We start from the raw sequence: 26,989 nt of genomic DNA, 5'->3' as shown, positions 1-26,989 counted from the left end.
ATTTTCTTATCAATATTTTTACTTAAAAGCATTGTGATGAATATTAAGAACATTCATATTGGAAACCTTATCCAGACAAAAGTGGAAGAGTGTCAGATTCCAATAGAAAGAATTTCCAGGTTTTTAAACAGGCCGGAAGACGAAGTAGAGAGGATGTATCATGCCAAAAGTATGGATACCGATGTTCTTCTGAAATGGTGTAAGCTTTTAAAATTCGATTTTTTTAGGTTCTATACAGGACATCTGATTTTATACTCGCCAGGTTCAAGAGTTGATAATACATTCCGGCATAAAGGAGAAACCATGGTTTTCAGAAAGAGTATCTATACACAGGAAGTGAAGGATTTTGTGCTGGAAAGAATAAATACAGGAAAAATGACGGCCAATGATGTGGTTGAAAGGTATAAAATACCCAGAACCACTTTATTTAAATGGATGAAAAAGATATAATATGATACCAGATTATAAGCAGATTTATACCGACATTCTTGAAGAAAAATTTCCCGAAAAATTATCAGATGCCACCATCAGGCTCAAGCTGAATTCATTGCATTCAGCTTTTGATATTCTGAAATTTAACCAGCTGATTTTTGGCGAGGCTGAATATACGGTTAGCCTTAATAATCAGAAGCTTCGGTCTTATGATCAGGAATCTATTCTTAGGATTCTCACTTACCAAAAAAGAAATGGACTGACTAATCTTCAGGTGAGTCATCATTTTAAGATAAGCCGAAATACAATTGCCAGATGGAAAACCATTTTTAAATTATAAAAAGTATTGTATTCTGTTTAATCTAATTGTTTTATTTTTTTTCTATTACATTAGAAAGAATTGATTTTATGCTGTTTTGAATTTGTTTTTAAATTTATGGTTGAGTTTTTTATAACTCAACTTTTTATTTGTATTGAATGTGATGATAAGTTATTGGCATTTGTGAGTTTTACTACGCGTGAGTAGTATTGCGTAGCGGGAATTAATTTGTAATCGTCTGTGCTTGATAATTTTGTGGAAGTTAAATGTTCAGGTTAAAATTTTAATTATCAAACAACTATAACTTATTACAATGATGGAAACAAAATTTACAATGCCTTCAATCAAAGCCTTGTTCATCGCAATGCTCTTTGTTTTTGGAAAATCTTTTTCTCAAACCAATAATGGTGCAGTAGGGATTAATACTACAACCCCGAACGCTAATTCCGTTTTGGATGTTGTTTCAGGAAATAATAACAAAGGAGTCCTTATTCCTCGTTTAACTGAAGCACAGCGAAATGCAATTGTAATCAATCAATCCAATGATGATGGTCTGACGATTTACAACACCACAGAAGACTGTTTCAATTACTGGAGCCGTGCGGATAACGAATGGAAAAGTGTCTGCGGACAGATGGGAAAAGCTGTTTTTACCATAGATTGCTCCACGTCCAAAGCCATGGGTAGCTATGTAAAAGGAAAAGAGCTTACCAACTCAAATTATCTAAGCATTGCCGTGAATGTAACCAAACCGGGTAATTATACCATTTCAGGAACTACCACAAACGGATACAATTTTTATGGAACAGGTGTATTTTTAAATGCCGGAACACAAACCATACAGATTCCGGGACAGGGAACTCCCCAGAATATTCAGACGGATAATGTAGTTCTTGAAGCCAACGGAACTGAAGTAACTTGTACTCCAGCTATTTCTATTACGGTGCTAAGTCCTGCAGGTACATATACCATGAGCTGTGGTACTGCAACAGTAAATGGAGTATACAAAGTGGGGACAGCCCTAACAGCTTCGAATACAATTACCTTACCTGTGAATGTTTCAGCGTTGGGAAGTTACACGATTACTACCAATACCGTTGACGGAATTTCCTTCAGTGGTTCAGGTACATTTACGTCTACAGGAAATCAGAATATTACGTTAGGAGGAACAGGAACGCCAACCTCCACATCGGTGAAAACAATTACAATTACTTCTGACAGTCAGGGGGGAGTATCTACAACATGTTCTGTAAATGTAGTGGTTGTAATTCCTAAAAAAACAGTTCTCCATATCGGATTAGAAACAGCGTACGGTTATAGCGCCTATACCGGTCCCTCAAGAAGTCTGATGGATTCTCCCACAAATTTTGGTACTGCTGCTTCCAGTATTGTTAAATATGAAGGTTTTACCCATACTTCTTTGGGAAATTCCCCTTCATCAACTGCCCTTCAGACAGCGCTTAACAATAAGCCGGATATTGTTGTCATTGGCTACAACTACACACCTAATGCTACAGATGCAGGTTATATTGCTTCTTATCTTAATAAAAGAGGAGTTGTCATTGCGATGACGGATGATACGGGCACAGCACAGAATCTATTCAGAGGAATATTCTCTGATCCTACCATTTCAGCATCTTATGGAGGCGGTGCTGGATCTGTGTATGCTCTTACCAATAATGATGATCCTATCCTTAACGGGCCTTTTGGAGATGTAAGAGGGAAAAACTGGGGTGAAGATGCTTCTACCACAGTAAATATTTCAGGCCTGACAAGTGGATTTGTTCCATACAGTTATGCGCAGCCTATCAACAGCACAACTGCCAGAACAGGAATTTCAGGATTAAGAAATACAAGTTTAAACTTTGTATGGTTTGGGGATGGCGGCTTTCTAAGTAATGAAAATGCCAATGGAAATCAATATCCGAGTAATACAATAGAACCTTTTGTAGCACCAAGTACAGGAGGATATTTCCCAGTTCAGAAGTCTTCTTATGGCTATGCTGGAAACGGATATACAACTGGAGGAATGCAGGTTCAGAATTCAATCCTTTTTGCCAATATGATTGCCTGGGCAATAAAGCAGGCGGAATTTAACGGAATAAACACACAATGATAAAAGGTTTTTAAAGATGACTCCGGCACGATTATTCGTGCCGGAGTTTTTATTTTATATGTCTTTTAACTTCCTGTACAAGGTTTAATATGAATTCTACGGGAATATCGTCTTCCGTATCAATAAGAAGGATTTTAAACTTCTTTCTGCCGTCCTGGATCAGTTCTGGATAATCAAGTCTGTCACCATGATAAAAGCTCAGGTAGTGCTTTTTGTATTTTTTGCTGTAGTAGAAATAGCACAGCATTTTCTTTTTGTATTTGATAAACGGAAGACCGAAACTAAATGTTTCTGTAATGTTTTCCGGATCTGAAGCTAAGATCGTGTCACGTAAAAATAAAAGAGTACTTCTTTCAGGCTCTTCGATTCTGTAGAAATACTCTTGTATAGGGTTCATTTTAATTCAATTAAAAGATTAGTCGAAGTTTTGAAGTTCAACAAGTTTGTGATACATTCCTCTTTTTGCAATCAGGTCGTGGTGGGTTCCCTGTTCCACGATATCACCTTTTTCCATCACTACAATCCAATCTGCTTTCTGAATGGTGGAAAGACGGTGGGCAATGACTAAAGAAGTTCTGTTTTCCATCATTTTCTCCAGAGCATCCTGTACGAATCTTTCAGATTCCGTATCCAGTGCAGAGGTAGCTTCATCCAGAATCATGATAGGTGGGTTTTTCAATACTGCTCTGGCAATAGAAACCCTTTGTTTCTGACCACCGGAAAGTTTACCTCCGTCATCCCCGATATTGGAATCATATCCTTCAGGAAGTGTGTTGATAAATGCATCAGCATTGGCAATTTTAGCGGCTGCAATCACTTCTTCTCTGGTGGCATCAGGTTTACCCATCAGAATATTATTGTAAACGGAATCATTGAATAATACAGATTCCTGGGTTACCATTCCCAATAGCTTACGGTATTCTTGTAGCTTTAAATGTTTGATATCTGTTCCGTCAATCAGAATTTCTCCTTCCGAAACATCATAAAATCTTGCTAAAAGATTAGCAATAGTTGTTTTACCACTTCCACTTTGCCCAACAAGAGCAACAGTTTTTCCTTTTGGAATAGAAAGGGAGAAGTTTTTAAGAATCGTATGATCTTTATCGTAATAAAAACCAATATTATTAAATTCGATAGAATGCTTTAATGTTGAGATAGAAACAGGATTGGGTACTTCGTCAATTTTCACATCAGCATCAAGAATAGCTAAAACTCTTTCAAGAGAAGCTTCACCCTTCTGAACATTCGAAATAGATTGAGATAAACTTTTCACAGGAGGTAAAATCTGGAAGAAAATACCCAGGAAAACCAAAAAATCTGCAGGTGAAATACTTTGTTCTACAATGATTTGCTTTCCACCGTACCAGGCGATAATCAAGAACGTCACTGATCCTAAAAATTCGCTCATAGGAGAGGCCAGTTCTTTTTTTCTTCCTAAATTTATGGAGCTGTTGATCCATTTCTGCATAGACTGCATAAAACGGTTGTCCATTATTTTTTCTGCGCTGAAAATCTTAATTACCTTTGTAGATTTTAGTGTTTCATCTACGATTGAGAAAATATTCCCCATCTCATTTTGAGCCTGATGAGAATCTTTTTTCAGACTTTTTCCTATTAAAGCAATCATGGTTCCCATGACAGGCAATACTAAAAGAGAAAAAAGCGTCATCTCTGTACTTAAAAAGAAAAGCGTTACCAGTGTACTGATCAGCATGAAAGGTGCATTGATTAATTCAACTAAACTTCCTAAAATATTCCCTTCAACTTCACCCACATCATTGGACATACGAGACATCAGATCTCCCTTTCTGCTTTCTGTAAAAAAGGAAACAGGTAAAGCAAGAATCTTTCTGTACATTGCTCCACGAAGGTCTTTAGTAACCCCTACACGGTAATTGATCAATAAAAATGAACCTAAATATCTGAAAAGGTTTCTCAGTAAAAACATAAACGCTGTTACCACACAAAGCCACGCCAAAACGTTAAGTGCTCCATACTGGGTTACTAAACTCTGAACATAGTAATTGGCATATTCTTTTGCGTAGGAGAAAAAATCTAAAATTTCTCCCGAATACACAGGTGGATGGCTGTATTTTTTAGCCTCAATGGTTCCGAAAAGCATTCCCAAAACAGGTAGAATAGTCCCTAAGGAAGCAATCTGAAATACAGAATACATAAGATTGAAAAACAAACTTCCGTAGATGTATTTTTGGTGGGGTCTTGCGAACTTTAGTATTTTAATATATTGGTTCATTCAATGAAAAAATTGGATAGCAAAATTACGTAAAATTAAAAGATAAGACGTTCATAATCCTGTTTTACTTTACTGGATAAGTTTCAAAAAGTGTCTTTTTGTTACAACTCAGCACTATTAAGCATTATTTTTTTGCGTAAATAAGCCTGAACTTGGCTTAAGAACAGGAGATCGTAAGGTCTTGCTGTATAATAAAAAAAACTGCTGAAAGAGCAGTTTTTTATAATGATTTTACTTAAAATTTCACCTGATCATTGTACTTCGGAGCAAAATTTTTAGGACTCAGTTTGTCAAGTGTTTTTCCCAAATTATTGATGATCTGAGTCATATTATCAAAATCTACAACGTTGATGTCATCATTTTCATGGTGATAATGAGACGCTTTGGTCATATCAACAGTAGAAAATGAATGGGCAATGATTTTCTTTTTGACAAAGCTTACATTGTCTGAACGGTAGAATAGCTGCTGTTTTGCATAGGGATCAGCATTGATTTTTAATCCGTTTACTGCATTCTGATTGAAAAGCTCATCAAGATCTGAGAATCCGTCACCTGTCATATATAATGCATTTTTTCCCCATTGAGATTCTGTAGCAACCATTTCAAAATTGAAAAGAGCAGTCATTTTATTATAAATGTGATCCAGATTTTTATCTGTTGAAATCGCTCTTGAACCCAGCATTCCTTTTTCTTCTCCATTGAATGCCATGAACACCATAGAGAATTCCGGTTTTTTATTTTTAAAATAATCAGCAATACCCACCAGAGTAGTGATTCCACTGGCGTCATCATCTGCTCCGTTATAAATATTGTCTCCACTTTTATCACTGGTTCCGATATGATCAAAATGCCCTGAAAAACCCAGATACTGATCTGACTTTCCTTTTTTGATTCCGCAAACATTGTATACAGTCTTTCCATTGTAGTCAAAAGGCACCAGATACGATTTTCCGGTACAGTATTCCAGATTATTTTCTTTGAAAAGTTTCGCGATATAATTAGCTGCATTTTCATTTTCCTGAGTTCCGATTTCACGGCCTTTCATTTCATCTGAAGCGAGAGTGGAAAGAACTGTTTTTACTCTTTCTTTGGAAACTTCCTGTGCAAAGGAAAATATTGAGAACAGGGATAAAATAAGATACGTTAGCTTTTTCATTGTCTTTTGTTAAAATTATATGATCTGTCGTGTTTTTAATCAAAAAGTTGCAATGAATTTACATAAATTAATTTAAGAATGGATAACAAAAAAAAACAGCTCCTAAAAAGAAGCTGTTCTCACTCAAAAAATCGTTGTAAGGCTATCGAAGTCTGTCTACAGATTTTACGAGCCTCTCATCTTTACGGATGTAAATGTTTGCTATAAGCAGACAGATTACCGCAATCAATGGGAAAATCGGCTCAATACCCTTCTCAGGAATCTGAATTCCTCCGGATAAGTTTAGTAACCAGTACGCCAATACACCAATCAACAAAGCGTTTATAATGATGCTGATGGTATTCAGCAAAATTTGTCTTTTTCTGTTTTTGAAACTGAAAATACTTAATGCTCCAATAATAACAAGTACTATACAGCTTATATTAAGTAAAGGAATACTGTCTGAAATGACAACATCCTGTCCTGTTATAAAAAGGAAAACAGCAGCTAAAACTGCTAATAAAGTCCATATGGTTTGTATTCTCTGTAGCATTGAATATTAAATTCTTGGCAAAAATAATATAAATTTTGCACAATTCAAAAATAAGTGTAGATTTGCATTATACAATGTACTTGAAAACAAAAGTCACCGGACTTACTTTTCTTACTCACAATTAATTACATTTTTACATTAAATATGTTTAACATAGAAACGTTAAGGTCAAAATCCGTAACGGAACTGACTAAAATCTTAAAAGATTTGGGCGTTAAAGTTGCAAGAACCAGCAATGAAAATGACAAGATCTTTGCTATTCTTGACTTTCAGGCTTCTAACCCTAAAGTTGCAAAAGATTATTTCAACGCCACAGAAACCGCCAGTGTAAATACTGAAGAGGCTCCAGCAGAAAAACCTGCCAAAGCCCCGGCAAAAAAAGCTGCCCCGAAAAAAACAGCAGCCAAGCCAAAAGCACCAGCAAAAGCTCCGGTAGAAACTAAAACAGAGGAAATAGTAGAAGAAAAGGTAGCTGCTTCTGAAGACATAAAACCGGAAGAACCAAAAGCTGAAACCACTGTAGCAACAGTAACAGAAGAATCAGCAGCAACTGCTCAGGCAAAAAAGAAAAGAAAAAGAGTTTCTACCAATTCAGGAAATGTAGAAGTATCTCAGGAAAGAACTGAAACTCCAAAAAACACAGAACCTCAAGAGCCTGTTCAGGCCGAAGAAAAGCCTACTAATCCTCAACAACCACAGGCAAACAGACCCCAAAAAGGACACAACCATCCACAGAACAGTGGAAACCAACATAAAAATCAAAACCAACAACATCAGCATCAGCAGCATCAAAACCAAAATCAGAATCAAAACAGACATTCTGAAAAGGCAGAGGAGCAGAACGAGCATAAAAAAGAATTCAATTTCGATGGATTGGTAAGTATTGAAGGTGTTTTGGAAATCTTACCTGATAACTACGGATTTTTACGTTCCTCAGATTTCAGCTATATCTCTTCTCCGGATGATGTGTATGTATCTACAGCACAGATCAGGAATTATGGGCTAAAAACCGGAGATACAGTGAAAGGAATTGTAAGACTTCCAAAAGAAGGAGAGAAATACTTTTCATTATTAAAACCTACAGAAGTAAACGGACGTGATCTTGCATTCATCAAAGACCGTGTAGCTTTTGAATATCTTACTCCGCTTTTCCCGGAAGAAAAATTCAATTTGGCAGGAAGCAATTCTACCATTTCTACCAGAATTGTAGATTTATTTGCACCTATTGGAAAAGGTCAGAGAGCAATGATCGTTGCACAGCCTAAAACAGGTAAGACGATGTTACTGAAAGATATTGCTAATTCTATTGCAGCCAATCACCCGGAAGTATATATGATGGTTCTTCTGATTGATGAACGTCCGGAAGAGGTTACTGATATGGAAAGAAGCGTAAATGCAGAAGTAATTGCCTCTACATTTGATGAAGCAGCAGAAAAACATGTGAAAGTAGCCAACCTTGTTCTTGCAAAAGCACAAAGAATGGTAGAATGCGGACATGATGTAGTGATCTTACTGGATTCTATTACAAGATTAGCAAGAGCTTACAACACCGTAACGCCTGCATCTGGTAAAGTACTTTCCGGTGGAGTAGATGCCAATGCTCTTCACAAGCCAAAAAGATTCTTCGGTGCGGCAAGAAAAATTGAAGGAGGAGGATCTCTGACAATCATTGCGACTGCATTAATTGATACAGGATCTAAAATGGATGAAGTTATCTTTGAAGAATTCAAAGGTACGGGTAACATGGAACTTCAGCTGGACAGAAAAATTGCCAACAGAAGAATTTATCCTGCTATTGATCTTATTTCTTCCAGTACCCGTAGAGATGATCTGCTTCTGGATGAAGTAACTTCTCAGAGAATGTGGATCTTCAGAAAATATCTTTCTGAAATGAATCCTGTAGAAGCTATGGAATTTGTTAATAAAAACATCAAAGGAACTCTGAATAATGAGGAATTCCTGATGTCTATGAATAAATAAATTTAATTTAATATTGTTAAATAGAAAGCACGGATCATTGGGGTTCGTGCTTTTTATTAATATGATAAAAAAATTAAAACTTAATTCATTCTAAATCAATATATCAATGTTAAAGATTTATTAAAGTAATCCACAATCCTTGATAATACCTTAAATATTGGCTAATTTTGAAGTATAACATTAAAAATAAAGATTATGTCATTTGAATTACCAAAACTAGGATATGCATATGATGCATTAGAGCCAACGATCGATGCAAGAACTATGGAAATCCACCATACAAAACACCACCAGGCATATATTGACAATTTAAATAAAGCAATTGAAGGAACTGAATTAGCAGGAAAAACTATTGAAGAAATCTGCCAGACAGGAACTGACAAGCCAGCAGTAAGAAATAACGGAGGAGGTCACTTCAACCACACTCTATTCTGGGAAATTTTAACTCCTGGAGGAAGCAAAGAGCCTGTAGGAAATGTAAAGGCAGCTATCGAAAATTACGGAGGTCTTGATAAATTCAAAACTGATTTTTCTGAGGCTGCTAAAACAAGATTCGGTTCAGGATGGGCTTGGTTAGTTAAAAATGCTGACGGTTCTGTATCTGTTTCTTCTACACCCAACCAGGACAACCCATTAATGCCTGTAGCAGACGTTAAAGGAACTCCTGTTTTGGGATTAGACGTTTGGGAGCATGCTTATTATTTAAACTACCAAAACAGAAGACCTGACTATGTTTCTGCATTCTTTGATGTAGTAAACTGGGATAAAGTAGAAGAATTATTCAATAAATAATTTTCAGCTATTATAAAAATGAAAAGGTTCAGATTACTCTGAACCTTTTTTATTGAGGATTGTTTTAAATTTATCTTATTGCATCGCTTCCGGATAATCCATTCAATCTTAGCTTATACTTCCAGTTTACATAGGCGAAAACCTGGTATAATTTATATTCAAACTTGATTCCATAATTTTCCTTAGGATCATAATCGATTCCGGATTCAATAATATTTCTGTATCTGCCGGAATGATAATAGCTGTTCCACTCATTGACCAAAAATGTGTTTTTTGTCTTCAGATAAGATTCTGTGTACTGGCTGATAGGTCTGGCAACAGCGCTCAGAAAATAATCGAATTGGGTATCGATAACCGTAAGGTCCCATTCTCCGTCTTCATTTTTAGAAGGCTTCATTTCATGTTGCTCTTTATCTTTCTTTGGTGTTTCCTGAGAAAAACAGCTGAAAGGTACCAATGCAATCATTACTAATAAAATAATACTTTTCATGATATAGGTATTTATATAAAAAAGCACTCCAATAAGAGTGCCTAACTTTTTTATGGTTCTTTCTGAAGAACTACAAATGCAGGAAAGTGGTCACTGTAGCCTCCTGTAAACTGATCTCCATTCCATGATCTGAAAGGATATCCTTTGTAATTTCCTTCTTTATTGACAAGATAAGCTGGAGCGAAAATTTCTGCTTTGTACACAGAATATTCTTTAGTTACCTGATCTGAAATTACGTTTTTAGAAACAATAATCTGGTCAAACAGGTTGGGAGCATCCTGATAAGCCAAAGAAGCAACTCCTTTCTTATATAAAGGATACATCAGGTTAAGATAAGGAGTTTCCTCGCTTAAATCTTTTGGATTGGCCTGGGCTTTCAAATGGTTTTTTAAACTTGGGCTTACAGGATCGTCGTTAAAGTCACCCATAGCAAAAAGTTTGGTAGTAGGGTCTGCAGTCCTTACGCTGTCCATCTGCTGTTTTAATAAGGCAGCCGCAGCATTTCTTTTAGGTAAAGAAATTGCTTCACCACCTCTTCTTGAAGGCCAGTGGTTCATAAAAAATGCTACTTTTTCATTGTCCAGAAATCCTGTTACGACAAGGATATCTCTTGTGTATTCTCTTTTTCCGTTGTCACCGTAAATTACCAGTTCTTTTTTTAATGAATTGGTAGGGGTAAATCTTCTTTTCTGATAGATCAATGCCACATCAATTCCTCTATAGTCATAAGAGTTGTAATGAATAATTCCGTAGTCATATTTCTTTAAAGCAGGTTCGTTCACAAGGTCCTGGATGACCTGTCTGTTTTCAACCTCGATTAAGCCTACTACTGCCGGAGCTGTTTTGGTATATTGTGCTCCCATTTCAGAAATCACCTTTGCTTCGTTAGCCAGTTTTGCCTTATAAATTTTAGATCCGTAGTTCTTAGCACTTTTAGGAGTAAATTCTTCAGAACCACTTTGAATTCTTACTGCTTTTTTCCCTTTTAATGCACCGTCACTCCAGGGTCCGTCGTATTTTTCTGCTTCCAGAAACTGAATAGAATCCATAGGGATACTTCTGTGGAAAGCAGGGTTTTTAATGTCTTTGGTTCCATCAATATAATCAGCTGAGCGGATAGTATCCCAAAGGTTTTCTACATTTAAGAAACCTACGGTTGCTACTTTTCTCAGTTTTCCTTGTTGTTGGGAGAATGCCACGATCGAAATAAACAGGGCAAACAGACTCGAAAATCTCTTCATCTCTTTGGAGTTTTATTATACTATTAATTACAAATTTACTTTTTTTTAACTTGCTGCGTTTTAAATATTTGTAAATTTAAAAGCAGTAATTTGAAGCTCTCTTTTATAATGATTCTTAAAAGATTGCAATGTTAAGGAAAAATAACGTTAAAAAAGTTCTGAATTGCAAAATTTGATTAATTTTGTGCCCCCAACTTTTAAACTGTTGAAAATTAACAATAAAAGTATTAAAAAATAAATATACTCATGATTAAAAAATTATCATTGATCTCTTTATTTACTTTGCTGCCTGCGTCTTATTATTATGCGCAGACAACTGTGTTTGCGTATCTTAAGGATGCGGATGGCAAGCCTGTTGAGCAAGCAAGTGTAGATTTAAAAGGAGCAGGAAATGATGCAAAGGCAGACAAAATCGGATATTTCCAATTTAAAGATTTGATGCCTGGACATTATCAGATTATGGTTACAAAACCCAATTTTGAAACTAAAATTTTTGAATTTGACGTAACCAGTGATGAGAAAAGAAAAGATCTTGGAGTAATTACTCTTTATTCTGCACTGAATGGTGCTGATCAAGGGTTAGCTATCATAGAAGATTCTGGAGAAAGTGATGGCGGTGGTGCACAGCAAACGGCCACGGTAGGTTTATTGCAATCTTCTCAGGATGTTTTCAGCAGAATTGCAAGTTTTGATTTAGGCCCCTACTGGTTCCGTCCAAGAGGAATTGATAGCAGAACAGGTGAGAACATGATCAATGGGGTTTCTATGGCTGCAGCTGATAATGGAGATGTAGACTTCAGTACCTGGGGAGGGTTGAACGAAATTACCCGTTACCCGGAAATTGCAGCTAACCATGCCCCTTCAGAATATGCCTTCGGAGGAACTACGGGAGTATTTTATAAAAATACAAAAGCCAGCGAGTACAGAAAAGGGAGCCAGTTGACATACTCTCTGACCAACAGAAATTATACCAACAGATTATCCTACAGATTTTCATCCGGAATGAATAAGAACGGATGGGCATTTACAGGAATGATCGCAAGGAGATGGGCACAGGAAGGGATTCAGGATGGTACCGCTTATGATGCATACAGTGGATATGTCGGTATTGAGAAGAAATTCAGCGACAGCCATACCATGACCTTAAATGCCATTGGTTCTAAATATGCCAGAAGCTCTTCAAGTCCAAGTACTCAGGAAGTATATGACTTCAGAGGTGTTCATTACAACTCTTACTGGGGATGGCAAAACGGAGATAAAAGAAATGAAAGAGTGAAAAGAGGTTTCCAGCCGATGATCCAATTACAGGATTTCTGGAAAATCAATAAAAACTCTCAGTTATGGACGTCTGTTTCTTACCAGTTTGGGAAAGAATACAGTTCAAGATTGGATTGGTACAGAGCTAATAACCCGTCTCCAACTTATTACCGTAATCTGCCAAGCTATTGGTTAAACTATAAAGATCCGTCTCCGGAGCAGGCTGCCAACATCGGAATCACAAGAGACTGGTGGACCAATGATGACCAGTCACACACACAGATCAACTGGGATAATCTTTATAATGCCAACCGAAATGTAGAATACAATGCATTATTGGGAGGAAGAAGAGCCGCTTATTATCTTGTGGATGACGTAAAAGATGATAAAGTATGGAATGTATCTACCCACTATACTTATAACTTCACCGATACTTCCCGTTTTATTTTAAACTTATCTTACCAGAACTACAGATCTGAGCAGTACAGAGAAGTGAATGACCTGTTAGGAGCTGATTTTGCCCTAAATATGGATCCATTTGCATCCAATACCACGGCAGGAAGTGTTTGGGGAAAATTCAATACAAGAGAAAGCGATACTGATGTTGCCAAAAGAGAAGGGGATAAAATCGGGTACAGCTATATTTTCAGAAGACAGGAATTCAAAATAAATCCTGCTTTCAAATTCTCCACCGGAAAATTTGATGTTTTTATTTCCGGATTATTTGGTTATACATCAAACAGCAGAGAAGGATTATTCCAACACTACCTGTATGAGTCTTCTTACGGAAAAGGAGCAGACCAAAACTTTTGGAATGCTGGTGTTAAAGGACAGGTTACTTATAAAATCAATGGTAGAAACTTCCTGGTTTATAACGGAGCTTACTTCTCGCAGTCTCCTTTCCTGAATGATATTTACTTTAATACCAGAGTAAGTGGTGTTACCACTCCTGGTATCAAAAATGTTGTTGTTGATGCCAACGATCTGAGTTATGTAATCTCTACTCCGATTGTTAAACTTAGATTGACCGGTTACCTTGTTAATACTCAAAACGAAACAAGTGTACAAAGATATTTTGCACAGGGAGTTAAACTAACAAACCTTACTGAAAGTGGTGATCAGGCTCCGGTTCAGGATGGAGCTTTCATTACGCAGGTACTGGCAGGTGCAAATAAAAGAAATATGGGAATTGAGCTTGGTGGACAAGTGAAAGTAACTCCTAACTTAACTGCCAGTGGGTTATTAAGCTTAGGACAATACACTTATACCAATAATCCTACTGTTTATTTTGCATCTGACGCTGTTGGAACGTTCAGAGAGCTTGACGGAAATGGAAATATCGTATCAAGATCTTATACCAACATGGGTGAGGCTACTCTTAAAAATTACAGACAAGGGGGTACTCCTCAGGAAGCATATACACTAGGTCTTCGTTACAGCAGCACTAAAAACTACTGGTGGGTAGGAGCAACTTGGAACTATTTTGGGCATTCATTCTTAGACCCGTCTCCGGTGACCAGAACAGACAGATTCTATACCAATCCTGGCACACCAGGAGTGCCTTATGACCAGGTAAATGATGAAGAACTAGCAAGAGTTCTTACGCCTACAAAGCTTCCTTCAGCATTCTTCTTCAATGTCAATGCAGGGAAGTCCTGGATGATTGGTAAGTATTATGTATTGGTGTCTGCATCGGTAAATAACATCCTTAATAACAGAAATTATATTACAGGAGGATTTGAACAGACCAGAAACGTTAACTATATTGATTACGCTAATGATTATGACAGTGGCAATATGGTATTTGCACCAAAGTATTGGTATAATCAGGGTAGATCTTATTTTGTTAATCTTCAATTCAGATTCTAAAAACTAAAATTAAAAATCGAAAACAATGAAAAATATATATTTTAAAGCGGCGATCTTTAGTGCTATTTCAATACTTGCATTCTCGTCTTGTGTAAAAACTGATGATTATGAATTACCGGAAATTAAATGTACCAACAAATTTGCAGCAGCTAATCACCCGTTAACTGATCTTGCTACCATTGCAAAAGCAAAACCAACTGAAGCTGATATCATTAAAGAAGATTACATTGTTGAAGCTTATGTTTCTTCAAGTGATGAATCAGGAAATATCTATAAAATGATGTTCCTTCAGGATAAACCTGAAAACCCGACGCAAGGGATTGAAATTGACATCGATGGTGGAAATCAGTATCTTGATTATCCTACCGGATCTTTAGTAAGAATCAATCTTAAAGGATTGATAGTTCAAGGTATTAATGGGAATATTAAAGTAGGTTCTTTTGATCCTAATTATCCTATCGGTAGAATCAACCCAAATAAACTATCCAATTACATGGCAAGAGTTTGTGACGGACAAAAGGCTGTTGTAACTGCAATAAAGCCATTAGAGTTTAATTCTATCGCTGATGCTCTTAAAAATGGTGCTCACATCAATCAGCTTGTAAAAATTAAAAATGTTCAGTTCGAAGATCCTGAATTGACAAAAACTTTTGCTGATGAATCAGGAACAGGAGACCGTTATATCACTGATAAAAAGGCTGGTAGATTAGATCTTCGTTTCAGTAACTATGCAACTTTTGCGAAATCGCCGATCTCTCCTAAATATGCAAAAAGTGGTGATATCGTTCTTCTACTAAGCCGTTTTACCAGCTCAAGTAATGCAACGATTTTCACAGATCAGGCTTATATCAGAAATCTTGATGATATTAACTTCCCTAACGACAGATTCAATCCGGGTGAACCTGATGCTCCGTCTGCTTCTGCTGTAAACCTTTTCGCAGGTTCTGACTTTGAAAACTGGACATCTTTCTTATCAAGTGTAAATACTTTCGGTCTTAAGCCTTACGCTACACAAGGTGTTGGTCTTGGGTATAATGGTACAAATTCACTTCAGATCAAAGGAACTCCTACAGCTAACGATTATGTATTTACCTCCGTGGCTACTACAGGAATCCCAGCGGTGCCAAAGAGAATTACTATGTATATCAAAGGTACTGCAACAGGGAAAAGTCTTTCTTTCAACGTATATAAAGCAGGTGGAGGCTTCTACGTATTCAACTTAGGAACATTTTCTACCGGTGCTACTTTAGGAGTAGAAAGTGCTAACTCTTACAACGGTTCTATCAATACAAATGGACAGTGGAGATTAGTTGAGCTTACCCTTACAGGAATTGCAGATATTAACACTACAGCCGGAAAAGATATGTTTGCGATTAAAACAGGAAATGGTGGTATATATGATGTTCAGATTGATAACATCAAAATTGAGTAATTCATTAGGATAAAATATATTCTAATACACTTTATAAAAATCGGGCAGCTTGAAAGCTGCCCGATTTTTATTTATACGAGATTTTACTTGCGTTTATTTAACCGTAATTGTTGGATCCCAGTAAAAGTAACCGTACAGAATCTGTTTGTTACTGTCGTTAGGATCTAAAATATAAAGTCCAAACTGTACATAGAAATTCTCTGTTCCTGTAGCTTTTACTTTGGAGTCGATACTCGCAAAAGTGATATCGGCGCTGGCGGCAGGAAGGCCATTTTGAGAATTCAAATTGGGTACGGCAGCCTTCTTTCTTTCCACAGAATTGTATATAAAGCTGTTAAAAACCTGATCGCCTGACCAGTACTTAATATTATAGATGATTACTGCATCATCGGAGTTTTGGTATATTGATGTTCCCCTGAAAGAAACAGTATCTCCGGCTCTTGCACTGAAATTCAGATCAGCTGTACCTTGTCCGGAAATAGCGTTGGCATTGGAAACAATCATATGTTGGCTGTTATGATCAATTCCGGTAGGATTATTAGGGTCTGTACTTGGATTTTTATACGTTCCTCTTACATAATCCGTGTCAATAACGATCAGGACATCAATTTCCTGACTGGATGATTTTAGTTCTATATCTTCCATGATATTTAGTTTTGTTTGGTGTTTTCTTACTCATTGGGCTTTTCAGATTCCGCCCCGTTATTAAAGTGATACGGCTTCACTGATTGAGTTGTAATTACAATACAAATGTACATGGCTGAAAATGAAAATATTAGAGTGGAAATGCTGAAATTTTTGATTACGTATTTGTACTTAATTAATCTCTTTTTAGTGACTTTTTAAAGCTTCAAAAAAATACCCTGAAAAGTTCAACTTTACAGGGCACCCATTTTATAATGGTTAAATCTAATTTTCGTTTAAAAAGAAACCTCATTCACTTCTTTTCCTCTTTGGAAGTTCATTGTTTTCTGGCTGCCTTTGTAGGCAATGTTTACCAGGTTGATCTGCTTAGGAAAAGCGCTTAAAAGGATCGTATTTTTAATCTTTAAGGTATTGATATCCGAAACACCTCCGGTTTCAAAATATACCCATACAGTTTCTCCACTGACCTGACTTCCTGTGAAGGTAATCGTTTTGGGAGACCCATTGACAAAAACATCAAAATTATTGTTCACATATTTTTTACCTCTGCTTCAAATCCTGCCGTGTTAGGGTTGATTTTAATAGCATCAGAGATATGGCTTGTATTCATTTTTGTGGTAAACTTCAATGTCTTGCTTCCATCAATATAGTCAACTTTGGTCATTGAAGAGAAAAAGTCTACATACATAAAACTCATTAACACAAAAAATGTTAAAATTCCTGATATATATAAAAGTTTTTTCATCTTAATTAATAGATTTACAATCATACTTGCTAGTTATAAGTCACAAATAATATGCCAATTAGAAATTTACATTTACAGAATATTTATCATAAAAGGCTTTAATATGCGCTACAGCCTCATCAGCCGTATCTACCACACGATAAAGATCAAGATCATCTTCCGCAATCATTCCCTCTTTTAACAGAGTTGCTTTAAACCAATCCAGTAATCCACCCCAGAATTCACTTCCTACCAAAACAATGGGGAATTTTCCAATTTTGTTGGTTTGAATCAAGGTCATCGCTTCAGTCAGCTCATCCAGTGTTCCGAATCCTCCAGGCATTACTACGAAACCTTGAGAGTATTTTACAAACATCACTTTTCTCACGAAAAAGTAATCAAAGTTCATAGAATAAGATTTGTTGATGTAAGGATTGAAATGCTGTTCAAAAGGAAGATCAATATTAAGTCCTATAGATTTCCCTTTGGCATTAAAAGCTCCTTTATTTCCTGCTTCCATGATCCCCGGGCCGCCTCCGGTAATAATTCCGAAACCTAGTTTGGTGATCTTTTCAGCGATATCTACCGCCATTTCATAATATTTGTTCTCCGGCTTCAGTCGGGCAGAGCCAAATATAGAAACGCATGGGCCAATTTTAGCCAGTTTTTCATAGCCGTCTACAAATTCAGCCATGACCTTGAAGACCATCCAGCTGTCTTTGGTGATTGTTTCGTCCCAGGTTTTCTGTCTGAAACTGTTATGCAGTTTTGTTTCGTTACTATCAAATTCTGGATTTACTAAACTTTCATCCCTGGTTCCATCAATTTCCATTGCAAAAATTTATTTAAAATGTTTTTCGGCTTCTATTATGGAGGATGGTCTTCCGACATCAATAAGAATACTGTCGTGTACAAAACCATGTATATGCTCGGTCTGCATCAGATCCAGATATTCTTCCATAACAGAGAATTTGCCTGTTCTTTTTATTTTTTCGAAGATGACAGGATTGATACAATGAATTCCGCTGAATGCAAGGGCTCTAAAACCTTTATTGAATTCTGCCAACCTTTGTTCACCAGTCTGTACATTCAGCCAGCCTCTCAAAACCATATCATCATTGAAAAGGAGTTTTCTCGAACTTTCTCTGTCCGAAACCGCTAAAGTAGCAAAATCTTTTATCTTTTTGTGGTATTCTACCAATGCATTGATGTTCAGGTCTGTTAGAATATCAGCGTTCAGGATTAAAAAATCTTCTCCATGATCTAGGAATTTTCTTGCAAATATCAAGCCGCCACCAGTTTCCAGAAGTTCATTGGTTTCATCAGAGATTTCAATCTTGCACCCGAAATTATTGTTTTTATTCAGGAAATCAACAATCTGTTCTCCAAAATGATGAATGTTGATAACAAAATCCTTTATTCCGAAACTTTTCAGGTAATTAATATTTCTTTCCAGAAGCGGAATTTCATTTACCTTGGCGAGTGCTTTTGGGTGATGATCTGTAAATGGCTTAAGCCTGGTACCTTTTCCAGCTGCGAAAATTAAAGCTTTCATTTTTTATAATTGATAAATGGTAATTGATGAATGATAATACTTTGTATCATCGATAAATGAAATTAAATCATTTATCAATGATCACTTATCATTTATTTATTCAGTTGCGGTTGTTCATCGTGGTGAAGAGTTACCTGAGTTCCTTCAGGATATTTTTCTCTGATAAATTCTGCAATTTTTATAGCGGAATATACTGATCTGTGCTGTCCGCCTGTACATCCGAAGTTGATTTGAAGATGTTCAAAGCCTCTTGCAAGATAATCGTCAATATTGATGGAAACCAGAGATTTTATAAGTTCTAAAAACTTTGGCATTTCTGTTTTGGTTTCCAGATATTCCTGAACTCCGATGTCATTTCCGGTCTGGATTTTATATTCTTCAATTCTTCCGGGATTTAAGATTCCACGGCAGTCAAAAGCGAAACCTCCGCCATTTCCGGAATTATCTTTGGGAATTCCTCCTTTTTTGTATGAAAAACTGTGTATCTCGATGTGTAGCATATTTTTTATTTTTAAACCATTAAGGTTTATTTAGTTATGTTGAAGTTGCTTTATGCTTGCTCAAATATTTTCAATCTATCAGTCTGAGCGGAGCCGAAGACTTATTTATTTATTATTTCTTCAATTTTTTGCTTTGCCTTATCAGACGTTAACTGCTGAATTACTTTTTTCAGTTCCGGATAATTATTCATCTGTTCCCATGAGTCTGCAAATTGGGTAATATTTTGTATCCCTTTCTCAAGGCTGGCCATGAAATGCTGCTTTCTCTGAATCAATCCTCGGAATCCATAGGCTCCCAAAACCTGTAAAAATCTCATCATCTGAATAGGCATTACTGCATTTTTCAGTTGGATTCTTGTTTCAGGATCTTCAAACTGTTGAATATAATATTCGAGCATTTCCTGTTTGAAATTTTCCGGGAAATTAGCTTTAGCCTGAAAAAGAAAAGAGATGACATCATACATCAACGGGCCTTTCATAGCCGATTGGTAATCGATGAAAGAGATTTCATTCTTTTCATTCACCATAATATTTCTTGCCTGAAAATCGCGGATCATAATTCCTTTAGGTTCAAGGTTCTCAATGAGCACTGCAATTTTTTTAAATTCTTTAAGAAGAGTAGACTTGTTGTATTCGAGTTCCAGAAAATCGGCGACAAAGTTTTTAAAATAATAAAGATCATGAATCACAGGAAGCTCATCATAACTTTCATATTCAAAGTTTTTTGAAAAATCAATTTTCCCCTGAGTCTGTAGCTGCAATTGGTAAAGCTTTTGTAAAGTCTGCTGAACCAAAGATTTTATATTGGGAGATAATTGTTCTTTTGTAATCACCTCGGAAAGTGTTTGTTGCCCTAAAAATTCCTGGATATACATCTTCCTGTCATCTGAAACAGCGAGGATGGAAGGAGTATTAAGACTCAGGTCAGCGAATACTTCGGAATAGTAAAGAAAACTTTCATTTTCCGGAATATTTTCATTGTACGTGATAATGTATTTCTCAGTACCGGCAGTGGCCAGAAAATTTACCCTCGCAGAGCCGCTTTGAGCTAATGTGACGAATTCGGAAGATTTTTTACCTATATGGTTTTCAAAAAATCGTTTTGCGTTTTCAGAAGTCATAATATGGAAACAAATATACTAAATTAACATGAGTTGGAAATGATAGATTTAAGAAGTGATGGATGAAGATCAAAGAGTTATTATCATGGAGATGTAGAATTTTGGTTTTATTAATTGTTTTTGTGAAAAATTTTCAATGTAAGTCTGGTAATTATATGGTTTGAACTCTTGTTTTTAACTTTCTTTATTCAAATTCAGGATATTACACACTAATTTTTATCTTTGTACTATGCTGAAAGACTTTAAACCTGTTTTGGGTATCTTATTGCGTTTTATTATTATTTATCTGGTGCTGCTCTTTGCCTATCAGTTCTATCTGAATAGTGGGAAAGACTCCGGATTGGATTCTTTTTCAAAGATGATAGCCAATCAGGTGACAGCTGTTCAGAATTCGATAGGTTACCCTACAGAACTTTATGACGATCTAAAGAACGAACAGGTTTGGTTTTATGTTAAACAGAATTATGTGACGAGAATGGTGGAGGGTTGTAATGCGATTTCTGTTATCATTTTATTTGTGTCTTTTGTTTTTGCTTTTTATAAAGGAACGAAAACTTTTGTTTTTGTGGGAGCGGGACTGGTATTATTGTATGTTATCAATCTTTTAAGAATTATAGGATTGAATATTGTCATGTCAGATCATAAAGAATACGGAAAGATGTTTCACGATTTTATTTTCCCTTCCATTATTTATGGAAGTGTGGTTGCCCTTTGGCTGATCTGGATTAAATTTTTTGCCTTAAAACATGAAAATTCTTAGCTGGTTTCTGGTTATCGCAGGTATATGCGGATTGATAGGGGTAAGAGCTTTGGAAGGTACTCTTTTTTATGACCCATTTTTAGACTACTTTCACGAAGCCAATAAACATATTGAGTTCCCTGCCTTTGAATGGGGAAAACTGATTGCAGGACATGTATTCAGGTTTATTTTAAATCTTCTTTTTTCCTGCCTGATTATTTACGGGTTATTCAAAAATAAGAACTGGACCATACAGGGAGCTGTAATGATGATTGTCGTTTTTGCTATTACATTCCCGATTTACCTGTACTGTATTCATAACAAATTTGAAATAGGATATCTTTTTCTTTTTATATGAGAAGATTTGTCATCCAGCCTTTGATTATACTATTGATAGTACCGATGTTCTATTATAGGAAGAAGATGGGCGGTGAACAAGGCTAGAAAAGAGAATCCGAATTTTTATTCTCCCTCAACAATTGTGTGTTTATCCACACTCGTTACATTTTCCGGAGTCCATTCTACACGTTTAACGAATTTTTTTTCGCGGACAGGACATTCCTTGATCTGACAAACCGGACATGAAATTGGTTTACAGTCGTCCATATGGAAATTGAATTCAATATTGCGTTTTATATTTTTAGCAAGAAGGAGAATTACTTTTTCCATTTCATTGTGTGCATCGCGAAGGTCATAATACCAGGGAAGGGTAATATGCGCATCAATGTGAAGGGAAGCACCAAACTGCTGTATTTTCATATTGTGTACATCAATCCATTCTACATGTCTGCTGCCTTCAAGGATTTTAATCACCTGATTTAATATTTCAGGATCCTGTTCATCCATAATTCCGCTTAAAGATTTTCGGACGATTTTATAGCCTACAAATATGATATAAAGTCCAAAACTTAATGCTACTACAGAATCCAGCCAATAGATTTTGGTGAAATAAACAATGATTAAACTGACCACTACGCCAAGGGTGGTAATGGTATCGGACTGAAGGTGTTTACCGGACGAAATAAGAACCAGAGAATTCTCTCTTTCCCCTTTTTTATAGAGATATATCCCAGCAGGTAATTAACAACTGCAGTGGCTGCAATAATCCATATCCCAAGATCAATTTTACTGAGTGTTTTTCCTACAATAAGGCTGTGAATTCCTTCGTAGATAATCATAACACCGGCTATGGCAATCAAAGCTCCTTCAATTCCGGAAGTCACGAATTCTACTTTCCCATGGCCATACGGGTGATCCTCATCTTTAGGTTTCGCTGCAAGATGAAGAGAATACAATCCCATAAATGCACTGATGACATTAACGATGCTTTCCATGGCATCAGAAAAAACAGCATCAGAATTAGTCAGTTTCCAGGCAATGATCTTTCCGATAAAAAGGATAATTCCAAATGTGGCAATAAGCTTTTGAAATCCTATTTTCTCTTTGTGGGTATTTTTCTGGGTATTCATATAAGTGTTTGATAAAAAAAAGAATCTCAATTCTGAGACTCTTTTTATTTTTGTTAGTTTATACTAAGTTGTTTGCTACCAGGTATTCTGCAATTTGTACAGCGTTTGTTGCTGCTCCTTTCCTCAGATTGTCTGCAACGATCCAGAGGTTGAGCGTTTTGGGCTGGGACAGATCCCTTCTGATCCTTCCAACGAAAACTTCATCTTTTCCTTCTGAATAAAGAGGCATCGGGTAGTGGTTGTTTTTTACATCATCCATTACGATTACTCCAGGAGTTTCAGATAAGATTTTTCTTACTTCGTCCAGTTCAAATTCATTTTCGAATTCGATGTTTACACTTTCAGAATGTCCTCCCTGAACCGGAACTCTTACAGCAGTTGCTGTTAAGTTAAAGGTATCGTCTCCTAAAATTTTCTTAGGTTCCTTCATCAGTTTGATCTCTTCTTTTGTGTAATCATCATCAGCAAATACATCACAGTGTGGCAATGCATTTTTGAAGATCTGATATGGATATACTTTTTCAGTAGTTTCATCTCCGCTGATTTCACCGTTTAACTGGTCTACAGCAGCTTTACCTGTTCCTGTTACAGACTGGTAAGTAGAAACGATTACTCTTTTTAAATCATATTTTTTGTTCAATGGCCCAAGAACCATTACCAATTGAATGGTAGAACAATTCGGATTTGCGATGATTTTATCTTCTTTTGTTAAAACATCAGCATTGATCTCAGGAACGACTAATTTTTTGTCAGGATCCATTCTCCATGCAGAAGAATTATCAATTACTGTTGTTCCTGCTTCTGCAAATAAAGGAGCGAATTCAAGAGAAGTAGATCCACCTGCAGAAAAAATAGCAATATCCGGTTTGGCAGCTATAGCGTCCTTCATGCTTACGATGGTAAATTCCTTCTGTTTATACTTCACCTTCTTGCCTACAGATCTTTCGGATGCTACCGGGATTAATTCTGTTACAGGGAAGTTTCTCTCCTCCAAAACTTTAAGCATAACTTGTCCAACCATTCCTGTTGAACCTACTACAGCTACTTTCATTGATTTAAATAAAAATTTAAGATTAAACTATTTATAAATTATAACGCATATAATTTTTTTGTCTGTTTTAAGCCCCGAAGACTCTTGTCCAAGGGAATGCAAATGCAAATAAACCTACTGCAATCAATCCCATAATTACTACTCCTAAAGAAATAGTATCATTGGATTTTACTTTTTTGTTGACAATAGTCATCAAAACTGCCGCAATAAGCATAGAGAATGGATGTTCAACATATTGGAATCTCAATGCCGCATTTTTCATTACTTCTCCCATATTTAATCCTTTGCTGAACGTGGTGATCAACATAATGATTCCCAATAAAAACTGAACGTGGAAGAAAATCATCGTGAAAAGCGTTGTTTTCTTCAAAAATTTGTTCACTTTTCCACTGAAACCGAACATGGTAGCTAAAAGTGCAATGACAAATAATGTTACCAAAAGAATTTCAAGATACCCGAAACCTTTGTGGGCATTAAGTAAAATGTTGTAAAAATCCATAATCCTATTTTTTTGTACACAAAGATAACAAAAATCCCGGCTCAAAGCCGGGATTGATATTGAGAAAATCTAATATTATGATTTTATTAGAAGTTGAATGATAAGGTTGCTGCCCAAGTAGTTCCGAAACCGAAATAAGCACGGTTACCCGTTGCAATACCATTGTACATTCTACCAGCTTCTTCATAAGTTTTTCCTTTATCAGGATCATTGTTTGCTGTAATTTTATCCGTTCCAAATATACTTGTTGCAGAATCAGAAATATAAATTTTATCAAACAAGTTATAAACGTTAGCTCCGATTGTGAAGTACTGAGCTTCGTTTTGTAATCTGATTTTGTAAGAGAAACCTACATCAAATAAGTTGAAGTCAGGTAATTTCAATACTCCTCTGTCCTGAGCTGCAACATTGGTGAATGTTCCGGCGTCAATAGTAGAATAAAGTTTACCTACATATCTCCATGTTCCGAAAATATTAAGATCTTTTACTGGTTTTACAGTAAGTCCTAATGATGCAGTCATCTGAGGAATACTGTTGTTACTTGAACCTCCTACTTTTACTTTATCTAAGTATAGTTCGTTTCCTGCTGAACCTGCTAAAGTAACAGGATTATTATTATCGTCGAATGAAGCTACATTAGCATTTCCTTTATAATAGTAATCTCCCCAAGAGAACATCCCCTGAATTTCTAAGAAACGGTTTGGTTTGTAAACTCCATCGAATTCTACTCCCTGGTGAACTTCTGTAATACCATTGATTTCAGAATAACCTGTAGTCGTTGTACCATCAGCTAAAGTGAAAGTCTGGCTAGTTTTTCTCAACCATCTGTCTTTCCACTGTGTTCTGTACACGTTTACATTAGCAGTGAATTTTGCAGACCTGAACCCATAACCAACTTCTGCTGAAGAAATTTTCTCGTTCGTTAAATAAGGGTTAACAAGCTGTTGGTTACTTGGATAAACTGTGTTAAGGAATGGTTGCTTGCTATAATAACCTAAGTTAGCAAATACGTTATGCTGCTCATTAATGTTATAGTTAGCACCCCCTTTAATATTATATCCGAAAATATTTTTAAATCCTGTTTTCGTGTTGATGGTTTGACCTCTTAATGTGCTTCCGTCTACTACATAGTTATCAATTCTCTGGTAACCTTGATTAGATACGGAACCTTGTAAGAATGCAGATAGATTATTTTTAGTATATTCTACTTGTGCAAATCCACTGTACCAAATAACTTCTCCGTCATTGCTATACCCTACCTGATCTTCAGCTGGAGCTAATTTTCCTCCGAAAGGATTCCACGAAAGTTTTTTGTAATCATAAAGTGCATTTACTATTCTAGGTGTAGCGATGTTTTTGTTAGCCGCATCTTTATATCCTTTAGCTCCGTAAAGGTTTGTAAGCACCTGATAATGGTAACCGTAGTAGTATCTGTCGTCAGTACCGATTGAGAAATTCCAGTTATCATTAACTTTATGTTGGAAGTTTGCTAAAATACCATACCAGTTGTGTGAATTGATACTTGATCGACGAACAATTGTGCTTCCTGCACCTGCAGTATTTAAATTAACCGCTGCGTTAGCTGCAAAAAGAGCATCATAGTTAATGTGTCCTGAAGCATCTGTAAAGCTGGCATCATTGATACTTTTATTTCCTAGTCGTCCTAAATCACCTGTTCCACCACCTCTACCGTTAGACATGTATAAAACTGTACTTAATTTAGACTTTTCATTCATTGTCCAGTCCCAGTTTAGCATCATCACCGGCTTAGAATAGTAGTTGGCTCTGTTTGCTAAAGCTACTTTATTTCCGTTGGAATCTGTGTAATAACCAAAATCTGAATTATATCTTCTATATGGAGTCCCGTCATGATCTGGGTTATAGTTAATATAGTTTTGGATAGTCGGTGCAAAAGTTCTTTGATCGTGCCACTGAGGTGCAGAAGTAATTGAGAACTGTAAGTTATGTTTTTTGTTGATTTCATAACCTAATGCAAAGAAATATGCATAAGATTCATAATCAGTATTTTCAATATAAGTACCTCCGGCTTGTCTGCTCATTAAGAATGATGCGGAAACACCATCCTTAGATTTTCCGGTATTATAAGCAAAAGATGTTTTTAAATAGTCATTGTTACCAACTCCTAATCTAATAACCCCACCTCTTTTCATGTCTGCGGACTTGGTAATGAAGTTCATTGTACCTCCTACAGAAGCAATCGCTAATTTAGATGATCCTAAACCTCTTTGAACCTGCAATGTACTTGTTACGTCAGATAATCCAGTCCAGTTTGAGAAATAAACAGTACCGCCCTCCATATCGTTTACAGGCATACCATTTACCATTACTGCAATGTTTCTGGACTCAAACCCACGCATAACAATTTGAGAGTCTCCGAAACCACCACCTCCTTTTGTAGCATATACAGAAGGTGTTGTGTTTAGTATTTCGACAAGTTCTTGGTTTCCTTGTCTTTCTAAAATCTGTGCAGCTTTAATAGTAGATACTGCAACAGGCGTTTTTCTATCTTTAGCGATATCTGTAACACCTCTTAAGATTACCTCCTCAATGTCCTTAGATTTAGTTTTCGTAGAATCCTGAACTTCTTGAGCGTAATAAACACTAGCTGTAGATAATGTAATAACCGCAGTTAGTATCGATTTGTTGATTAATTTCATAATCGTTAGTAATAATTAGATTTAATTTTCTGCAAAATTCGCAAAATAAAATTTAACTATTATTAACTCAATGTTAATTTTTAATAAGTCTTAATAATGTTAAAGTGTTAAAAATCAATATTATGGCTAAAAATTGAA

The 26,989-nt window shown here is 36.1% G+C and carries 24 protein-coding genes and 2 pseudogenes; 9 read left to right on the top strand and 17 right to left on the bottom strand.

Annotated features, from left to right (window positions below; all coding sequences use genetic code 11):
- Positions 1-36 precede the first annotated feature (36 nt).
- The 3 genes from KBP46_RS13580 to KBP46_RS13570 all read left to right on the top strand — a co-directional run bounded on the left by KBP46_RS13580 (position 37) and on the right by KBP46_RS13570 (position 2,867).
- Positions 37-450, top strand: a complete 414-nt coding sequence (locus tag KBP46_RS13580; protein ID WP_120232491.1) for a transposase — start codon at positions 37-39, stop codon at positions 448-450.
- Position 451: 1 nt separating this feature from the next.
- Positions 452-772: a helix-turn-helix domain-containing protein gene (locus tag KBP46_RS13575; RefSeq protein ID WP_216443475.1), complete on the top strand. Its 321-nt coding sequence runs from the start codon at positions 452-454 to the stop codon at positions 770-772.
- Positions 773-1,064: 292 nt separating this feature from the next.
- Complete coding sequence (locus KBP46_RS13570) at positions 1,065-2,867, top strand: hypothetical protein (RefSeq protein ID WP_120232493.1); 1,803 nt, start codon at positions 1,065-1,067, stop codon at positions 2,865-2,867.
- A gap of 49 nt (positions 2,868-2,916) precedes the next feature.
- Here the strand turns inward: KBP46_RS13570 and KBP46_RS13565 are convergent, their stop codons facing one another.
- The 4 genes from KBP46_RS13565 to KBP46_RS13550 all read right to left on the bottom strand — a co-directional run bounded on the left by KBP46_RS13565 (position 2,917) and on the right by KBP46_RS13550 (position 6,809).
- On the bottom strand, positions 2,917-3,264 hold the full coding sequence (locus tag KBP46_RS13565) for a DUF1801 domain-containing protein (protein ID WP_062673297.1): 348 nt from the start codon (positions 3,262-3,264) through the stop codon (positions 2,917-2,919).
- An 18-nt stretch (positions 3,265-3,282) separates the two neighbouring features.
- Positions 3,283-5,121, bottom strand: a complete 1,839-nt coding sequence (locus KBP46_RS13560) for an ABC transporter ATP-binding protein (RefSeq protein WP_120232495.1) — start codon at positions 5,119-5,121, stop codon at positions 3,283-3,285.
- Between the two features lie 235 nt (positions 5,122-5,356).
- Positions 5,357-6,277 (bottom strand): M28 family peptidase, encoded by a 921-nt coding sequence (locus KBP46_RS13555; RefSeq protein WP_216443474.1) that lies wholly within the window; start codon positions 6,275-6,277, stop codon positions 5,357-5,359.
- A 142-nt stretch (positions 6,278-6,419) separates the two neighbouring features.
- Positions 6,420-6,809 carry a DUF4293 family protein gene (locus KBP46_RS13550; RefSeq protein WP_216443473.1) on the bottom strand — a complete coding sequence of 130 codons (390 nt, stop codon included), beginning with the start codon at positions 6,807-6,809 and terminating at the stop codon, positions 6,420-6,422.
- 144 nt (positions 6,810-6,953) lie between these two features.
- On the opposite strand from KBP46_RS13550, the gene rho reads away from it, so the two are divergent.
- Positions 6,954-8,789, top strand: a complete 1,836-nt coding sequence (gene rho / locus KBP46_RS13545) for a transcription termination factor Rho (protein ID WP_216443472.1) — start codon at positions 6,954-6,956, stop codon at positions 8,787-8,789.
- A 195-nt stretch (positions 8,790-8,984) separates the two neighbouring features.
- A complete protein-coding gene (locus tag KBP46_RS13540; protein ID WP_062673307.1) occupies positions 8,985-9,581 on the top strand; it encodes a superoxide dismutase in 597 nt (198 codons plus the stop codon).
- Between the two features lie 70 nt (positions 9,582-9,651).
- Here KBP46_RS13540 and KBP46_RS13535 read toward each other — a convergent pair whose 3' ends face one another.
- Together KBP46_RS13535 and KBP46_RS13530 are read right to left on the bottom strand one after the other, a co-directional pair.
- The gene (locus KBP46_RS13535; RefSeq protein ID WP_062673311.1) at positions 9,652-10,071 is read right to left on the bottom strand and encodes a DUF6146 family protein; all 420 of its coding nucleotides are present in this window, start codon (positions 10,069-10,071) and stop codon (positions 9,652-9,654) included.
- A 50-nt stretch (positions 10,072-10,121) separates the two neighbouring features.
- Positions 10,122-11,312: an endonuclease gene (locus tag KBP46_RS13530; protein WP_216443471.1), complete on the bottom strand. Its 1,191-nt coding sequence runs from the start codon at positions 11,310-11,312 to the stop codon at positions 10,122-10,124.
- Positions 11,313-11,558: 246 nt separating this feature from the next.
- On the opposite strand from KBP46_RS13530, the gene KBP46_RS13525 reads away from it, so the two are divergent.
- Together KBP46_RS13525 and KBP46_RS13520 are read left to right on the top strand one after the other, a co-directional pair.
- Positions 11,559-14,438: a carboxypeptidase-like regulatory domain-containing protein gene (locus tag KBP46_RS13525; protein WP_062673315.1), complete on the top strand. Its 2,880-nt coding sequence runs from the start codon at positions 11,559-11,561 to the stop codon at positions 14,436-14,438.
- Positions 14,439-14,463: 25 nt separating this feature from the next.
- Positions 14,464-15,870 carry a DUF5689 domain-containing protein gene (locus KBP46_RS13520; RefSeq protein WP_216443470.1) on the top strand — a complete coding sequence of 469 codons (1,407 nt, stop codon included), beginning with the start codon at positions 14,464-14,466 and terminating at the stop codon, positions 15,868-15,870.
- 93 nt (positions 15,871-15,963) lie between these two features.
- On the opposite strand, the gene KBP46_RS13515 is transcribed toward KBP46_RS13520, so the two are convergent.
- From KBP46_RS13515 to KBP46_RS13490, 7 genes are all read right to left on the bottom strand, one after another.
- Complete coding sequence (locus KBP46_RS13515; RefSeq protein ID WP_034691547.1) at positions 15,964-16,515, bottom strand: inclusion body family protein; 552 nt, start codon at positions 16,513-16,515, stop codon at positions 15,964-15,966.
- A gap of 275 nt (positions 16,516-16,790) precedes the next feature.
- On the bottom strand, positions 16,791-17,048 hold the full coding sequence (locus tag KBP46_RS23790; RefSeq protein WP_253297043.1) for a DUF6702 family protein: 258 nt from the start codon (positions 17,046-17,048) through the stop codon (positions 16,791-16,793).
- Positions 17,045-17,260 (bottom strand): hypothetical protein, encoded by a 216-nt coding sequence (locus KBP46_RS23785; RefSeq protein WP_253297042.1) that lies wholly within the window; start codon positions 17,258-17,260, stop codon positions 17,045-17,047. The genes KBP46_RS23790 and KBP46_RS23785 overlap by 4 nt, the downstream gene beginning before the upstream one ends.
- Positions 17,261-17,318: 58 nt before the next feature.
- The gene (locus KBP46_RS13505) at positions 17,319-18,071 is read right to left on the bottom strand and encodes a TIGR00730 family Rossman fold protein (protein WP_062673320.1); all 753 of its coding nucleotides are present in this window, start codon (positions 18,069-18,071) and stop codon (positions 17,319-17,321) included.
- A 9-nt stretch (positions 18,072-18,080) separates the two neighbouring features.
- On the bottom strand, positions 18,081-18,794 hold the full coding sequence (locus KBP46_RS13500) for a nucleotidyltransferase family protein (protein ID WP_062673322.1): 714 nt from the start codon (positions 18,792-18,794) through the stop codon (positions 18,081-18,083).
- Positions 18,795-18,886: 92 nt separating this feature from the next.
- Entirely contained in the window at positions 18,887-19,294 is a 408-nt protein-coding gene (locus KBP46_RS13495) for an RNase adapter RapZ (protein ID WP_062673324.1), read from the bottom strand.
- A gap of 101 nt (positions 19,295-19,395) precedes the next feature.
- Positions 19,396-20,415: an aminoglycoside phosphotransferase family protein gene (locus KBP46_RS13490; protein ID WP_216443469.1), complete on the bottom strand. Its 1,020-nt coding sequence runs from the start codon at positions 20,413-20,415 to the stop codon at positions 19,396-19,398.
- A gap of 229 nt (positions 20,416-20,644) precedes the next feature.
- Between KBP46_RS13490 and xrtF the strand changes: the two genes are divergently transcribed.
- Positions 20,645-21,175: an exosortase family protein XrtF gene (xrtF, locus tag KBP46_RS13485; RefSeq protein WP_062673329.1), complete on the top strand. Its 531-nt coding sequence runs from the start codon at positions 20,645-20,647 to the stop codon at positions 21,173-21,175.
- Positions 21,162-21,598: pseudogene (locus KBP46_RS13480) on the top strand (exosortase F system-associated protein). The gene xrtF and the pseudogene KBP46_RS13480 overlap by 14 nt, the downstream one beginning before the upstream one ends.
- A gap of 18 nt (positions 21,599-21,616) precedes the next feature.
- Here KBP46_RS13480 and KBP46_RS13475 read toward each other — a convergent pair.
- The 4 genes and pseudogenes from KBP46_RS13475 to KBP46_RS13460 form a co-directional block, all read right to left on the bottom strand.
- Positions 21,617-22,623: pseudogene (locus tag KBP46_RS13475) on the bottom strand (cation diffusion facilitator family transporter).
- A gap of 58 nt (positions 22,624-22,681) precedes the next feature.
- Positions 22,682-23,674 (bottom strand): aspartate-semialdehyde dehydrogenase, encoded by a 993-nt coding sequence (locus KBP46_RS13470; protein ID WP_062673335.1) that lies wholly within the window; start codon positions 23,672-23,674, stop codon positions 22,682-22,684.
- A 67-nt stretch (positions 23,675-23,741) separates the two neighbouring features.
- A complete protein-coding gene (locus tag KBP46_RS13465; protein WP_034691532.1) occupies positions 23,742-24,173 on the bottom strand; it encodes a hypothetical protein in 432 nt (143 codons plus the stop codon).
- Positions 24,174-24,259: 86 nt separating this feature from the next.
- The gene (locus KBP46_RS13460) at positions 24,260-26,851 is read right to left on the bottom strand and encodes a TonB-dependent receptor (protein ID WP_216443468.1); all 2,592 of its coding nucleotides are present in this window, start codon (positions 26,849-26,851) and stop codon (positions 24,260-24,262) included.
- Positions 26,852-26,989 lie beyond the last annotated feature (138 nt).

It is taken from the genome of Chryseobacterium sp. PCH239 (assembly GCF_018924625.1).
Lineage (GTDB): Bacteria > Bacteroidota > Bacteroidia > Flavobacteriales > Weeksellaceae > Chryseobacterium > Chryseobacterium cucumeris.
The sequence above is the reverse complement of the archived record's forward strand: the minus strand, read 5'-3'. Positions and strand labels throughout refer to the sequence as shown.

What these genes read in the sequence shown, in the direction of transcription:
- KBP46_RS13580 (WP_120232491.1), top strand. Translation starts at nt 37, where the DNA reads ATGAATATTAAGAACATTCATATTGGAAACCTTATCCAGACAAAAGTG.
- KBP46_RS13575 (WP_216443475.1), top strand. Translation starts at nt 452, where the DNA reads ATGATACCAGATTATAAGCAGATTTATACCGACATTCTTGAAGAAAAA.
- KBP46_RS13570 (WP_120232493.1), top strand. Translation starts at nt 1,065, where the DNA reads ATGATGGAAACAAAATTTACAATGCCTTCAATCAAAGCCTTGTTCATC.
- KBP46_RS13565 (WP_062673297.1), bottom strand. Translation starts at nt 3,264, where the DNA reads ATGAACCCTATACAAGAGTATTTCTACAGAATCGAAGAGCCTGAAAGA.
- KBP46_RS13560 (WP_120232495.1), bottom strand. Translation starts at nt 5,121, where the DNA reads ATGAACCAATATATTAAAATACTAAAGTTCGCAAGACCCCACCAAAAA.
- KBP46_RS13555 (WP_216443474.1), bottom strand. Translation starts at nt 6,277, where the DNA reads ATGAAAAAGCTAACGTATCTTATTTTATCCCTGTTCTCAATATTTTCC.
- KBP46_RS13550 (WP_216443473.1), bottom strand. Translation starts at nt 6,809, where the DNA reads ATGCTACAGAGAATACAAACCATATGGACTTTATTAGCAGTTTTAGCT.
- rho (WP_216443472.1), top strand. Translation starts at nt 6,954, where the DNA reads ATGTTTAACATAGAAACGTTAAGGTCAAAATCCGTAACGGAACTGACT.
- KBP46_RS13540 (WP_062673307.1), top strand. Translation starts at nt 8,985, where the DNA reads ATGTCATTTGAATTACCAAAACTAGGATATGCATATGATGCATTAGAG.
- KBP46_RS13535 (WP_062673311.1), bottom strand. Translation starts at nt 10,071, where the DNA reads ATGAAAAGTATTATTTTATTAGTAATGATTGCATTGGTACCTTTCAGC.
- KBP46_RS13530 (WP_216443471.1), bottom strand. Translation starts at nt 11,312, where the DNA reads ATGAAGAGATTTTCGAGTCTGTTTGCCCTGTTTATTTCGATCGTGGCA.
- KBP46_RS13525 (WP_062673315.1), top strand. Translation starts at nt 11,559, where the DNA reads ATGATTAAAAAATTATCATTGATCTCTTTATTTACTTTGCTGCCTGCG.
- KBP46_RS13520 (WP_216443470.1), top strand. Translation starts at nt 14,464, where the DNA reads ATGAAAAATATATATTTTAAAGCGGCGATCTTTAGTGCTATTTCAATA.
- KBP46_RS13515 (WP_034691547.1), bottom strand. Translation starts at nt 16,515, where the DNA reads ATGGAAGATATAGAACTAAAATCATCCAGTCAGGAAATTGATGTCCTG.
- KBP46_RS23785 (WP_253297042.1), bottom strand. Translation starts at nt 17,260, where the DNA reads ATGAAAAAACTTTTATATATATCAGGAATTTTAACATTTTTTGTGTTA.
- KBP46_RS13505 (WP_062673320.1), bottom strand. Translation starts at nt 18,071, where the DNA reads ATGGAAATTGATGGAACCAGGGATGAAAGTTTAGTAAATCCAGAATTT.
- KBP46_RS13500 (WP_062673322.1), bottom strand. Translation starts at nt 18,794, where the DNA reads ATGAAAGCTTTAATTTTCGCAGCTGGAAAAGGTACCAGGCTTAAGCCA.
- KBP46_RS13495 (WP_062673324.1), bottom strand. Translation starts at nt 19,294, where the DNA reads ATGCTACACATCGAGATACACAGTTTTTCATACAAAAAAGGAGGAATT.
- KBP46_RS13490 (WP_216443469.1), bottom strand. Translation starts at nt 20,415, where the DNA reads ATGACTTCTGAAAACGCAAAACGATTTTTTGAAAACCATATAGGTAAA.
- xrtF (WP_062673329.1), top strand. Translation starts at nt 20,645, where the DNA reads ATGCTGAAAGACTTTAAACCTGTTTTGGGTATCTTATTGCGTTTTATT.
- KBP46_RS13470 (WP_062673335.1), bottom strand. Translation starts at nt 23,674, where the DNA reads ATGAAAGTAGCTGTAGTAGGTTCAACAGGAATGGTTGGACAAGTTATG.
- KBP46_RS13465 (WP_034691532.1), bottom strand. Translation starts at nt 24,173, where the DNA reads ATGGATTTTTACAACATTTTACTTAATGCCCACAAAGGTTTCGGGTAT.
- KBP46_RS13460 (WP_216443468.1), bottom strand. Translation starts at nt 26,851, where the DNA reads ATGAAATTAATCAACAAATCGATACTAACTGCGGTTATTACATTATCT.